Origin of the sequence: Chryseobacterium sp. Mn2064, from assembly GCF_049319685.1 — a bacterium.
GTDB lineage: Bacteria > Bacteroidota > Bacteroidia > Flavobacteriales > Weeksellaceae > Chryseobacterium.
The window spans coordinates 653,587-667,492 of record NZ_JBMOUE010000002.1 but is presented as its reverse complement, the minus strand read 5'-3'; the positions used below and the strand labels follow the sequence as shown (position 1 = coordinate 667,492).

The 13,906-nt window shown below is 36.2% G+C and carries 11 protein-coding genes; 10 read left to right on the top strand and 1 reads right to left on the bottom strand.

Annotated elements, in window-relative coordinates; all coding sequences use genetic code 11:
- The first annotated feature begins 3 nt into the window (after positions 1-3).
- The 10 genes from ACL9RH_RS10155 to ACL9RH_RS10110 all read left to right on the top strand — a co-directional run bounded on the left by ACL9RH_RS10155 (position 4) and on the right by ACL9RH_RS10110 (position 12,917).
- Entirely contained in the window at positions 4-4,515 is a 4,512-nt protein-coding gene (locus ACL9RH_RS10155) for a TonB-dependent receptor plug domain-containing protein (RefSeq protein ID WP_422693248.1), read from the top strand.
- Positions 4,516-4,667: 152 nt separating this feature from the next.
- On the top strand, positions 4,668-5,171 hold the full coding sequence (locus ACL9RH_RS10150) for a GbsR/MarR family transcriptional regulator (protein WP_422693247.1): 504 nt from the start codon (positions 4,668-4,670) through the stop codon (positions 5,169-5,171).
- A gap of 70 nt (positions 5,172-5,241) precedes the next feature.
- Positions 5,242-5,586 (top strand): hypothetical protein, encoded by a 345-nt coding sequence (locus ACL9RH_RS10145; protein ID WP_422693246.1) that lies wholly within the window; start codon positions 5,242-5,244, stop codon positions 5,584-5,586.
- A gap of 7 nt (positions 5,587-5,593) precedes the next feature.
- Positions 5,594-6,004, top strand: a complete 411-nt coding sequence (locus tag ACL9RH_RS10140) for a hypothetical protein (RefSeq protein WP_422693245.1) — start codon at positions 5,594-5,596, stop codon at positions 6,002-6,004.
- A 131-nt stretch (positions 6,005-6,135) separates the two neighbouring features.
- Positions 6,136-6,522: a hypothetical protein gene (locus ACL9RH_RS10135; protein WP_422693244.1), complete on the top strand. Its 387-nt coding sequence runs from the start codon at positions 6,136-6,138 to the stop codon at positions 6,520-6,522.
- A 36-nt stretch (positions 6,523-6,558) separates the two neighbouring features.
- Positions 6,559-7,032 carry an SRPBCC family protein gene (locus ACL9RH_RS10130; protein WP_422693243.1) on the top strand — a complete coding sequence of 158 codons (474 nt, stop codon included), beginning with the start codon at positions 6,559-6,561 and terminating at the stop codon, positions 7,030-7,032.
- A gap of 49 nt (positions 7,033-7,081) precedes the next feature.
- A complete protein-coding gene (locus ACL9RH_RS10125; RefSeq protein WP_422693242.1) occupies positions 7,082-7,786 on the top strand; it encodes a YqjF family protein in 705 nt (234 codons plus the stop codon).
- 81 nt (positions 7,787-7,867) lie between these two features.
- Positions 7,868-8,767, top strand: a complete 900-nt coding sequence (locus ACL9RH_RS10120) for a TIGR01777 family oxidoreductase (protein WP_422693241.1) — start codon at positions 7,868-7,870, stop codon at positions 8,765-8,767.
- 50 nt (positions 8,768-8,817) lie between these two features.
- Positions 8,818-10,260, top strand: a complete 1,443-nt coding sequence (locus ACL9RH_RS10115; RefSeq protein WP_422693240.1) for an alpha-L-fucosidase — start codon at positions 8,818-8,820, stop codon at positions 10,258-10,260.
- The gene (locus ACL9RH_RS10110) at positions 10,260-12,917 is read left to right on the top strand and encodes a glycoside hydrolase family 3 N-terminal domain-containing protein (protein ID WP_422693239.1); all 2,658 of its coding nucleotides are present in this window, start codon (positions 10,260-10,262) and stop codon (positions 12,915-12,917) included. The genes ACL9RH_RS10115 and ACL9RH_RS10110 overlap by 1 nt, the downstream gene beginning before the upstream one ends.
- 69 nt (positions 12,918-12,986) lie before the next feature.
- Here the strand turns inward: ACL9RH_RS10110 and ACL9RH_RS10105 are convergent, their stop codons facing one another.
- A complete protein-coding gene (locus ACL9RH_RS10105; protein WP_422693238.1) occupies positions 12,987-13,868 on the bottom strand; it encodes a hypothetical protein in 882 nt (293 codons plus the stop codon).
- Positions 13,869-13,906: the final 38 nt, after the last annotated feature.

Genomic DNA, 13,906 nt, shown 5'->3' with positions numbered 1-13,906 from the left:
CTTATGAATCTCAAATTTAAATCATATATCATTCTGCTGAATATCCTGCTTTCAAGTGTTTTTATACACGCGCAGCAGTCATTTCAGAATTTTGAAAAAGAAAAAACGTACATCCAAACAAACCATGTTTTTTATAAACCGGGGGAAGGGATGTATTTTAAAATTTATGTGGTAAAAGGGAAAGATAATCTCCCCGCCGAAGATAGCCGAGTCGTTAATCTGGAAATTCTGGAACCCGATGGAAGTGTGTTCAAAAAACAAAAATATGAGATAACGAATGGCTATGCTCAGGGATATTTTTATTTCTCAGACGACATGAAAGGGGGAATTTATAAACTTCGGGCTTACACCAACTGGATGCAGAATGAAGAAGGAAAAAACATTTTTGAAAAAGAGATTACTCTTCAGAAAATAGTATCACCAAGAATTTTGATGAAGCTTGATTTTCCTAAAAAAGGATATGGCCCGGGAGATGAGGTGACTGCCGATTTTTCTATGAGAAGTCTCAGCAACCTTCCAATTCCTTTCTATGAAGCAGATTATACGGTGATGCATAATGGTGAAACTGTTTCAACAGGCAAACTGACCACAGATAAAGAAGGGAAAAAGGTCCTGAAATTTAAACTTCCGGATACATTAAAAAATGCAGATGCGTTGTTGAATATAAAAGTCAATTTTGATGGCTTCACAGAGTCAATTTCAAGAAATATCCCGATTGTTCTGAATAATCTGGATGTTAAAATGATGCCTGAAGGCGGAACTTTTATCAACGGAATTGAACAGAATATCGCTTTTAAGATCGTTGATGAATTTCAAAAACCGGTTGATGCCGTTTTGGGAATTTACAATCAGAAGCATGAAAAAATACAGGAAATCCAGTCTTATAATTTTGGAATGGGAAGCTTTCTGTTCACTCCCAAACAAGGAGAACATTATTATGCAAAAGTGATAAAACCCGAAAATATCACCCCAATTTATCCTCTTCCTGAAGCTCAGAATGATGGAGTGGTTTTTAATAGTAAGAAAGAAAATAAAAAACTCCTGTTAACAATTGTTTCTACCCAGGAAAGAACGGTTAGCTTGAAAGGAAGCTTCCGCGAAAGAGAGGTCTATGCTAAAGTTTTATCATTAACGAAAGGAATCAATCAGTTTGAACTTTCTGAAAAAGATTTTCCGGTCGGTATTTGCAGATTCACCGTTTCGGATACGCAGGGTCCTATTGCAGAACGTATTATTTTTACCAATAAAACCAATCAGCTTACCGTAAAAATTAAACCTGTAAAACAGTATTATTTACCCAGAGAAAAAGTGGTTTTGGATATTGAAACTACAGACGAAAACAACAAGCCTGTTACTGCCAATCTCGGAATAAGTGTTGTAGATGATAAATTATGGACGTATGCCGACGACAAACAAAATCACATCATTTCGTGGTTGCTGATGGATTCTGAATTGAAAGGCAAAATTGAAAAGCCACAGTTTTATTTCGATCCAAAAGAAGAAAAAGCAGACAAAAGTCTTGATCTTGTAATGCTGACCAATGGCTACAGGTATTTTGAACTGATTCCGGATGTCCTTAGAACCAACAAATACAAATATCTTCCTGAAAAGAAAAATACTGTGTATGGCACTGTAGAAGATGAAAATAAGAAAGCGGTAAAAGCAGAGGTTTTTCTTACAGATGGTAATAAAATCCTTAAACAGACGACTTCTGAAAATGGGAAATTCTATTTTTCTGACTTACAGGGAGGTGTAGATTATAAAATCATTGCCAAATCTTTTCAGCCCAAGCATACAGTAAAGATTAAAATTTCATCGTACAATCTGGACATTAATCCTTTAACGAAACAAACTCTAAGCAATATAGAGGTACAAGAAATTGTTAAAGAAGCAGAGTTAAAAGAAGCCGCGAAAATAGAAAACAGACCGAATATTGCACACCTGAACAAGCCTGAAAATTTAGAATTTGACACAATGGGTTCTCAAAGAATTGAAGAGGTAATAGTGATGGGGTATTCTATGGCAAAGAAAGATTATAAATCAGCTTCTGTGGTTACTATAAACTCTAATGTAGAAATTCAGAACCCAGATATAACTTCATTATTGAATGGAAAAGTTGCAGGACTTATCATAACTCCTACTGGAGAAGCAGGAGCCAATACTCAGGTAAGAATCCGAGGAGAATCTTCTGTGACGAACAAGAACCCACTATTTATTGTAGACGGTGTTCCAGTGGAAAATTTTAATACCACCATCAACTCGAATGACATCAGCAGTATTACTGTTCTTAAAGATGCGGCTGCAACATCTATTTATGGGAGTAGAGCCGTCAATGGGGTGGTAATTATGAATTCTTTTAAAAACGATACCTCAAAGATCCAGTTTGATATTACTCCCAAAACCTATTTTGCCGTAGAAAGAATTCCTTCCGGGAATTTTACATACTATGCGGAAGCCCGTCAGTTCGCTTACCCGGAGTATACCAGTACCAGCACTTCGCATCGTTTTGATTATAGAGAAGCTCTTTATTGGAATCCCGTGGTAGAAACCGATAAAAACGGAAAAGCAAAAGTTGAGTTTTATAATTCCGATGCCAACACGACATTCAGAATCATTACAGAAGGGATTTCTGATGCAGGGCTCTTAGGAAGAGATGAAACTACATACGCTGCAAAGAGTCTGATTTCAATAGATGCTAAAATTCCGCAGTATCTTACCAGAACAGATCAGATGATGATTCCCGTTGTCATTAAGAACAATTCTAAGGAAACTAGAAAAATGACGATGGATGTGGTGGTTCCTAATGATGTAAAACTCATAAAAGCAGACAGCCTGATCACCTTAAAACCATTGGAATCAGGAAGACTTTTTGTAACCATACAAACCGATGAAGTGGTAAAATCCAATCTTCAGTTGATTATAAGATCAGGAGATTTCAGAGAAACGGTTATTTTGCCTTTTAACGTTGAAGAAAAAGGATTTCCGCACAAATATTCTCTTATCAACAATACAACGGAAGATCTCAAAATCAATATTCCTGAGTATATCAACGGAAGCTTTTTCTCCTCTTATTACATATTTCAGAACGCTGCTTTGCAGATGTTTGAAGATCTGGAACGCTTGAAAAGAGAACCTTATGGCTGCTTTGAACAGCTTTCGGCAACCGTTTATCCGAATATTTTTATTTTGGATTTTCTAAAAGCCACACAGAAAATAGATTCTTCCACAGAAAGTTTGGTCATCAGAAATCTGAAAAAAGGATTCCAGAAAATGTTAAGTTATAAAAATAATGATGGAGGGTTTGGGTATTTCAATAGTTCAGAGTCTGATGTCACATTGTCCGCATTTGCATTACTGGAGTTTAAAGATTTACAGAAATATGTGACAGCAGATCCGAAGCTTATTCAGAAATTATCTGCCTTTATATTATCCAAAAAGAATGCTACCGGATTGTTTGAGGTAAGAAAGAACTATGAATTCAAGACGGCAATGACTGAGTATTCATGGTCCAGAAATATGTATATCCTATATGCGTTATCAAAAATTGGATTTAAAAGCGAGATTGAAGATTCTTATAAAGTAATGCTGAACAGAGCCCTGGCTACCAAAGATTCCTATCAGCTGGCTTTACTTGCCAACGCATCTGCCAAGCTCAACAAACATAAGGAATATGATGATCTGATGGCTATTTTGAACAAACAATATGAAACGGAAAAACTGAATACCGAGGCTACTTTTACCCATTCCGGCGGAACTTCAGCCAGTGCAGAAACTTTGTCTTTGTATCTCATGGCTCTTCAGAAAAATGAAAAAAATAGTGAAATAAAAATAGCAGCTGTAGCAGATAAATTAATCGCACTCAATGGATATTATGGATTTGGTTCAACTCAGGCTACCAGTCTCGGGATTGAAGCATTGTCTGAATTCTTCTCAAAACATGAAAAGCTGTATGGTAATGATAAACCTGTGATTACTGTCAATAAAGCTCATACTTCGCCATCTCAAAGTCTTTCTTCAGCATTTAAAGTAGGAGAAAACCAGATCGGCATACAGTATTCCAATCAAAAAGGACTTCCCTATAAGTTAGATTACGAGTATTATACCTTGCAGGTTCCAGAAAGTAAAGACATTCCTTTATTATTGGAAACAAAACTTGCCTCTGAATCTTCAAAAGTAGGAGAGACCAACAGAATGACGGTAAAGGTCAAAAATAAAATCAATGGTAACTTACCCATGACGGTCGCAAAAATTGGTATTCCAGCAGGATTGACACTTCAAAATGCTTTGCTTAAAGATATGATCGATAAAAAACAGGTTTCTTATTACGAAATCTTTGACAATTATCTGGTCTTGTATTGGGAACACCTTGAGGCAGAAGAAACAAAGGTTATCAATCTGGATCTGAAGGTGGAATTTGCTGGAACATATACCGGAAAATCAAGCAATGTATATCTGTACTATATGCCGGAATCAAAATATTGGAATCAGGGAATTACGGCAAAAGTTGAACCTTAATGTGTTCTTTATTTACATAGTATATAAATCAAAATTAGTTAAAGCAGATACTTTTCGGAGTGTCTGTTTTATTTTAAAAATTAATTTTCAAAAATTATTGAAAATTCAAAAATTATAATTACATTTGTATCAGAAACTTTAAAGAATAGAAGATGCAGCTTTCAGAAGCAAAAGAAAAATACATTCAGACCTGGGGAACCTTTGCTACCAATTGGGGGATCAACCGTACAATGGCACAGGTGCATGCTCTGCTTTTGGCGAGTGATAAGCCACTTTCTACCGATGAGGTGATGGAGCAGCTTGAAATTTCAAGAGGAAATGCCAATATGAACCTCAGAGGACTTATTGACTGGGGAATTGTAAAAAAAGAACTTATAAAAGGAGATCGAAAAGAGTATTTTGTGGCTGAAAAAGATGTTTGGTATCTCTTCAAGCAAATTACCAAGGAAAGAAGAAAAAGAGAAATTGAGCCTGTGATTTCTTTCCTGGAAGAACTCAAGAATATTGAAGATAAAGACTCTGCAGAAGCAAAAGAATTTATTAAACTGATGGATGATTTCAGTTCTGTAACAGGAAAAATCAACAATATTATGGATCTTGCGATAAAAAGTGATGACCATTGGCTGGTAGGGAAAATTACCAATCTGTTGAAATAGAAAGAGGATGAAAATCCTTTTTTATTTCAATATTATTTTCAAAAATTATTGAAAGTATAAAAATTATAAAATGTTTAATATTATTTCATATGTCGTTTTCCTGTGCATCAGTTCATATATAACCATTGATGTAGGAAGAAGATGCTACCACGAAGGAAAGGCTTATCTTCAATATTTACTCCATGACGATGATCTTTGTCTTACGATTAACAGGATACTTCTTGGGTGCTATTATTTGGTGAATCTGGGGTATATCGCAATAAGCCTTACTACCTGGACTACCATCAACAGCATAGAAGATATGATGACGGTTACAGCTACAAGAATTGGTTTTATTATTTTGATTCTATGTGCATTACATTATTTGAATATTTTCATTCTTTACTTTCTAAGAAATAAATTAACACTAAAATAACACTATTATGGCAACTACAGTTTTAACCACAACGTATAACTTTTCAGCGTACATGATTTATTTGCCAATCGTAATCAGCCTTACTATATTGGTTTCCCAGTTTCTATTTAAAAACTCAAAAACATTCATGGTTGATATTTTTCATCAGAAAAAAGACATTGCTATGGCAACCAATTCTCTTTTTAAAATAGGTTTTTACCTTTTAAATATAGGTTTTGCCCTTTGCATCATTGAATTCTTTCAAATTGAAACCGTAGAAAGACTGGTGGTGGCACTGAGTAAAAAAATAGGCGGGTTTTCCATTTATTTGGGCGTAATGATGCTTCTCAATCTATTATTATTCTTGAAAGGACGTAAACAGGCGTTGAGAAAAGAAAAAACAGAAGACGATCAGATAAGTGGTATTCAAAGAAACTAATTTTTATTTGGAATAATCTTTCAAAAATTCCTGAAAATTTTAAATAAATAGTAATTATGAAAAATTTTATCATTCACCTATTTCTGATTCTTTATTTCAGAAAAAAAGGTTCACATTAAATTGTAATAGCCATGAAAACATTTGTAAAATATGACTTTTATATTCAGTTGTTCTTTTTAATGGTGTGGCCACTGACTCTTTTATTGGTAGGGGGACCAGCAATAATCTGGTTTTATTTTATGGTTGGATTTCCACAGCTGATCAGCTTTTTAATCAAGCTTTTCCTCAGATTAAAAAAAACACTACCATTTTATATCTATGGCGCTTTCATCATTCCAGCCTGGATTTCTCTAGTGTTGATTGTTGTTTTCAATATAGAGGGGGCTTGTAGAGAGATTCCCGAAATGATTCTTATGATGGCCATTTTATACAGCCCTCCTTTGGCCATATTATACATCTGTGAAAATTATGATTTGTATCAATCTTTACATCACTACAGTGAAAACAATCAAGAATAGATTTTATTATTAACTTTTATAAAAACCCTTTGGAAAATGTCAAAAATTTATTTAGTAACCCTTATCAATGCTGATATTCATGATGTTTTTGATCTGGCCCGCAATATTGATCTGCATCAGAAATCAACCGCAAAAACTAATGAAAAAGCCATTGCCGGACGCACAACCGGATTGATTGAAGTGAACGAAACGGTAACCTGGAGAGCAAAACACTTGGGAGTATACCAGAACCTTACTACAAAAATCACGAGTATGGACAAACCTCATCAATTTACAGATGAAATGCAGAAAGGAGCCTTCAAATCTATGAAACATCAGCATATTTTTAAAATGATCAACGACAATACATTAATGATAGACATCTTTGAATTTGAATCTCCATTGGGAATAATAGGACGATTCTTTAATAAGATTTTCCTTACCCATTATCTTGAAAAATTTCTGTTGGAAAGAAACGCTTTAATAAAAAGTACAGCAGAAGCTTCCAAGATCTATACAATAGCAACTTGAAGTCAGAAATAACAGCTGATCTTTCCTTAATCATTAAAAACACGCAATTATGAATTTTTTAAAAGCAGAATGGCGGAAACTAGCCATCATCAATTACGAAATCGATCCTCAGATACTGCTGAAATATCTTCCTAAAGGCACCGAACTTGATTTTTATCAAGGGAAATGCTATGTAAGCCTTGTGGGATTTATGTTTTTAAACACAAAACTGTTGGGAATTCCCGTTCCTTTTCATCGCGATTTCGAAGAAGTGAACTTAAGGTTTTATGTGAAGAAAAAAGAAAATGGAGCCTGGAAGAGAGGTGTGGTTTTCATCAAGGAAATTGTTCCGAAACCTGCACTCAGCTTTATTGCCAATTCTGTGTACAAAGAAAATTATCATACCCTGCCGATGAAGAATTGTATTCATGAAAAAGAAGGTGAGCTATTGATCAAATATTCCTGGAAAGACAAAAACTGGCACTCTATACAGATCAAAGCCGATTCAACCGCTCAACCCATGGAAGACGGTTCTGAATTTGAATTTATCACAGAGCATTACTGGGGATTTACCAAAAAAGAAAACAGAACATCAGAATATGAAGTCTGCCACCCAAAATGGGATTTCTATTCAGTAAAAGAACATCAGCTGGAAATTGATTTTGAGAAAATCTACGGAAAGGACTTTGAGTGTTTAAATCATCAGAAACCTATTTCAGTAATGCTGGCAGAAGGTTCCGGAGTTCAGGTGAAAGTCAAAAGTAATGTGGTGTAAAAGCCATATGATCAGATACTATCGTAGTAAATTCAAGTAAAATAATACACGATTCAATTCTTCAATTTTAAAATTCAAACAATGAAAATAATTATCGCAGGCGGTACCGGATTTCTTGGCGAACATTTAGAAAGATATTTTACGGAAAAAGGAAATCAGGTTTATATTTTTACCAGAAATCCAAAACGTTCTAACGAAATATACTGGAATGCAAAAGACCTTGGGGATTGGAAAAATAGACTTGAAAACGCAGATGTCTTAATCAATCTTACCGGAAAATCCGTTGATTGCCGTTATCACGATAAAAATAAGCAGGAAATTTATACCTCCAGAATTGAAAGTACGCATGTTTTACAAATAGCATTAGATGAATGTATGAATCCTCCTAAAATATGGCTAAATGCAAGTTCTGCCACTATTTACGTTCACTCAGAAACACATGTGAATACTGAAGAAAACGGAATTATAGGTGATGATTTCTCTATGAATATCTGCAAAAACTGGGAAAAAGAATTCTTTGCAATTAACAACGAAAAAATAAGAAAAGTAGCACTTCGTACTTCAATAGTGCTGGGCGATAAAGGTAGAGCTTTTCCAAAGCTGAAAGCAATTATCAGAATGGGCTTGGGAGGAAAACAGGGAAGAGGAAATCAAATGGTCAGCTGGATACATATCGGAGATTTTTGTAAAGCCGTAGAATGGATCATTCAAAATGAAGAAATTTCAGGACCCATCAATATAACGGCTCCAGAGCCTATATCAAATGAAACCATGATGAGAACATTAAGGAAAAAGCTCAATATTCCATTGGGATTAAATGCTCCGGTATGGCAGTTAGAAATAGCATCCATCTTCCTGAAAACAGAAACCGAACTGCTTTTAAAAAGTCGGAATGTTTACCCTGAAAACCTCATAAAAAGAGGATTCCGATTTGCTTTTCCGAACTTCGATCAGGCACTTGCTCAATTGTTGAAACCTTAATGTTTGTAGATTAAGCAGAGGATAAGTAAATTAGCAAAAACTATTTCCATATGCTAATCAGGCCCAAAGCAGGAATTCTGCTCTTATCATTACTGCTCACCGGTTCATTTTTATTTTCACAGGCTCATAACGTTTCCGAAGGCTATCAGAAACCTACCGATCCACTTGTTGTTCAGAATCTGGAACAGTGGCAGGATTTGAAATTCGGACTTTTTATGCATTGGGGAACCTATAGCCAGTGGGGGATTGTTGAAAGTTGGAGCCTGTGTACTGAAGATGAATCGTGGACGCAAAGAAAACCTGAACATGGTGCTTCTTACTACGAATATGTAAAAAACTACGAAAATCTTCAAACGACTTTCAATCCGACTCAGTTCAATCCACAAAAATGGGCCGACGCGGTAAAAAAAGCTGGAATGAAGTATGTTGTTTTTACCACCAAACATCATGATGGTTTCGCTATGTTTGATACCCAACAGTCTGATTACAAGATTACCTCTGCAAAAACTCCTTTCTCACAAAATCCAAAATCCGATGTTACGAAAGAGATTTTCAATACGTTTAGAAAAGAAGGATTTAAAATTGGTGCTTATTTTTCAAAACCCGATTGGCATTCCAATGATTACTGGTGGTCTTATTTCCCTCCGAAAGACAGAAATGTGAACTATGATCCGAAGAAATATCCAGAAAGGTGGGACAACTTTAAAAAATTTACATTCAATCAGCTGAACGAACTTACTTCCAACTATGGGAAAGTAGATATTCTTTGGCTGGATGGAGGTTGGGTTCGTCCCTTTCATACCATAGATCAAAAAGTTGAGTGGCAGAGAACCATCAAAGTAGAACAGGATATTGATATGGACAACATCGGTACCATGGCCAGAAAAAATCAACCTGGGATTATCATTGTAGACCGTACCGTTCCTGGAAAATGGGAAAACTATGTGACGCCCGAGCAAGCCGTTCCTGAGAATGTTCTATCCATTCCGTGGGAAAGCTGTATCACGATGGGAGATTCGTTTTCTTACGTTCCGAATGACAATTATAAAAGTTCTCAAAAGATCATTGAAACCTTGGTTAAAATCATTTCAAGAGGAGGAAATTATTTGATGAATATTGCCCCAGGACCCACAGGAGATTACGATGCCATCGTTTACGAACGCCTAAAGCAAATTTCTGCATGGATGGAGAAAAATCAATCTGCGGTTTTTGCAACAAGAGCGGTTGCTCCTTATCACGAAGGAAGTTTTTATTATACGCAAAGCAAAGATGGAAAAACGGTTAATATTTTTCATTTAGATGATAAAGCAGATTATATCGCTCCTTCAACCTTACATTTTGCAGTTCCTGAGAATTTTAAGCCAAAGTCATTGAAAATATTAGGATTATCGAATAAAATTCACTGGAAAATATCGGATAGGTTTATTGAAATAAATCTGCCAAAAGAAAGAGATCAATTAAAATATGCAACCGTAATTCAAATTACTCAATAATGAAGTTGAGATATACTATAGTGGGAATCTCATTATTGAGTTCTGTTTTTATAGCAGCCCAAAAACCTTTATATAAAGATTCAAAACAATCTGTTGAAGCCAGAGTTCAGGATTTACTGAAAAGAATGACCCCTGAGGAAAAATTCTGGCAATGTTTTATGATTCCTGGTGATTTGGATAACGTTCCCAAAGGACAATATTCTCATGGAATTTTTGGATTACAGGTGAGTGCCGGGAATTTAGGAGGAGGAGCTGCCGGGCAATTATTGAAATATAACGCGAATGAAGATGCTGAAAAACTGGCAAAAAAAATAAATGCGATTCAGAAATATTTCGTGGAAGAATCAAGGCTGGGAATTCCTATTATTCCCTTTGATGAAGCCTTGCACGGACTGGTACGCGAAGGAGCCACTGCTTTTCCACAGGCGATCGGACTGGCCGCGACTTTTAATCCTCAACTGATGAGTACTGTTTCAACAGCAATCGCTAAAGAATCAAAATTGAGAGGAATTTGTCAAATTCTGACTCCGGTTGTCAATTTGGCCAATGATGTAAGATGGGGAAGAACAGAGGAAACTTACGGTGAAGATCCTTTTTTGACTTCCGTAATGGGGGTATACTTTGTCAGTTCCTTTGAAAATCTGGGAATTATTACCACACCCAAGCATTTTTTAGCCAATGTAGGAGAGGGAGGCAGAGACTCATACCCAATTCATTGGAGTAAAAGATATCTTGAAGAGACGCATTTGGTTCCTTTTTACAATGCTTTCACAAAAGGAAAAAGCAGATCGGTGATGACATCTTATAATTTGCTTGATGGTAGGCCTGCGACAGCAAACCATTGGTTACTGACCGAAAAGTTAAAAAAAGAATGGAATTTTCAGGGTTTTGTGATCAGTGATGCAAGCGCAGTAGGGGGTGCAAATGTTCTGCATTTTACAGCAAAAGACTACGATAATGCTTCTGCACAGGCTATAAATGCCGGACTGGATGTGATTTTTCAGACAGAATATAAACATTATCAGCTGTTTATTCCTCCGTTTTTGGATGGGAGAATTTCTCAGCAAAGAATAGATGATGCTGTTTCCAGAGTTTTGAAAGCGAAATTTGAACTCGGATTGTTTGAAAATCCATATGTATCTCTTAAAGAAATCGAGGAATTAAAAAAGCTCAATCATAAACCTTTGGCAGAGAAAGCCGCTGCTGAATCTTTCGTTTTGCTCCAGAACAATGGGGGAACACTTCCCATTCCGGGAAATGTGAAAAAAATTCTGGTGGTTGGCTCGGATGCTTCGGATGCGCGACTGGGTGGATATTCAGGGCCGGGAAATCAAAAAATAAGTCTTATCGATGGAATTAAAAGTTTTACTAAAAACAAAAATATTGAAATTCTTTATTCAAAAGGAATCGACTGGAATATACAAGACTTTATCCCGGTTTCTAATGAATTTATATCTTTTGAAAATAAAAAAGGTTTAAAGGGGACTTATTTCTCCAATTCTGATCTGAAAGGAAATCCTGCCTTCGAAAGACAGGACGGGCAGATCAATTTTAAATGGACATTATATTCTCCCGATCCTGAAAAACTTCAACCGGATAATTACAGTGTTCGATGGACCGGAAAACTGGAAGCTCCGGATTCTGGTCAATATCAATTGGGACTTCGGGGGAATGATGGTTTCAGATTGTATCTGGACGGAAAATTAATGATTGATCAATGGGAAAAACTGAGCTATTCCACCAAAACTATCAATATAGATTTTATAAAAGGAAAAAAATATGACCTTGCGATAGAATTTCGTGAGAATCGGGGAGAAGCCAATCTTGATTTGATCTGGAATTATGGTTTACCTCCTTATCAAAAAGAATATAATGAAGCCTTACATCTAGCTCAAAATGCTGATTATATTATTGTAGCGGCTGGAATTCATGAAGGAGAATTTCAGGATCGTTCATCATTAAGTCTCCCGGGAAATCAGGAATCGTTTATTCATGACGTTTCAACTTTGAAAAAACCAACTGCTGTGGTTCTTGTTGGAGGTTCTGCAATAAAAACAACATCGTGGAAAGACAAGGTAGGAGCAATTCTTGATATCTGGTATCCTGGAGAAGAAGGTGGAAATGCCGTTGCAAAAGTTCTTTTCGGAGCCGAAAATCCATCCGGTAAATTACCTATCACTTTTCCCATTGAAGAAGGGCAGTTACCGCTGAGCTATAACCATCACCCTACAGGAAGAGGAAATGATTACCATGATTTGAGTGGTGAACCTTTGTATCCGTTTGGTTTCGGGTTAAGCTATACCTCTTTTGAAATCTCAGATTTGCAGGTTAATAAAGCTCAATATTCCGAAAATGAAACTATTACAGCCAAAGTGAAGGTGACCAATACAGGTTCCAGACCTGGAAGTGAGGTCGTTCAGTTGTATGTGAAAGATTTACTGTCTACGGTTTCAAGACCGATCATTGAATTAAAAGGATTTCAGAAAGTAGAACTAAAGCCCGGAGAATCAAAGTTAGTTACTATAGAGGTTCCGGTGAAGCAACTTCAGTTTTTGAATGAAAAAATGGAATGGATTGTAGAAAAAGGAATTTACAGAATTATGGTGGGGAATTCTTCTAAAAACCTTACATTAAAACAAAATGTTGAGGTTTTATAGATTGATACCAAGAAATCAAAAGGAGCAGAAACACATCTGCTCCCTGGTGAAAGTAAGTGATTGAAGTCCTTAATATTTTCTCGCTAAAAGGACATTTAACAAAAATGTTCCTGTCCAGTTACTGTTATTTGATCCATTATTTCCTATAAAATCAATACGTGCAACTGATACGGTAAGTCTGGTTCTTCCAGCAGTTCCATTATTGGCAAGACTTACAAATGATGCTGTAAATACATCCGGAAAACTCGAGTTATTTCCTGCGGTAAGAATAGGATACATATTGGCCACATTAAATGGTGTTCCCTGATATTCATACACAAGAGTCATTCTACTTGCATTGGAATAAGCTGCTGTGTGAGCATGATCTATTGATCCTTTACTGATGATCCACCATCTGTCATTAGTGGCTCCGGTATCGTATGACGCATTGGCATGAGCTGTCCAGTCTGCAACAGGAGCTGTTCCAAGAGCATGAGGAGGAATAGCAAGCTGTGTACCATAAATTTCCACATTACTTGGTTTGGGAAGGACAGTAAAAGAAAGATCCCAGGTACCGCCTGAAGTATTGCTGTTATTTACTACCTCGGCATAGGCTCCTGTGGGAATTACAAATGAGGAAACGGGAGTATTGTCGATTCTTAATGTATTACCACTTGATGCCTGAAGGGTAATACCTGCCGTCGAAATGTTTTTGATTTTGTAAATTCTTCCTGTATAACTTGTGGTTCCAGTTCCAATAACCGGTAGGGTAAAGGTGGCATCGCCTGTTCCATTATAAGTAATGTAATGATCTGTTGCCAAGATACTGTAAGTTGTAGTAGTAATTTCTTTATAGCCAGCACCTAGAGAACCGTTAATGGCTAATGTACTGTTAGGAGAAGTGGTGTTAATACCTACTTGTGCATTTGAAGACGCTCCTACAAACAGAAGAATTAAGAAGTACTTTTTCATATAAATTTTTTTTAATGTTTTGTGTGATTAATGAAGAT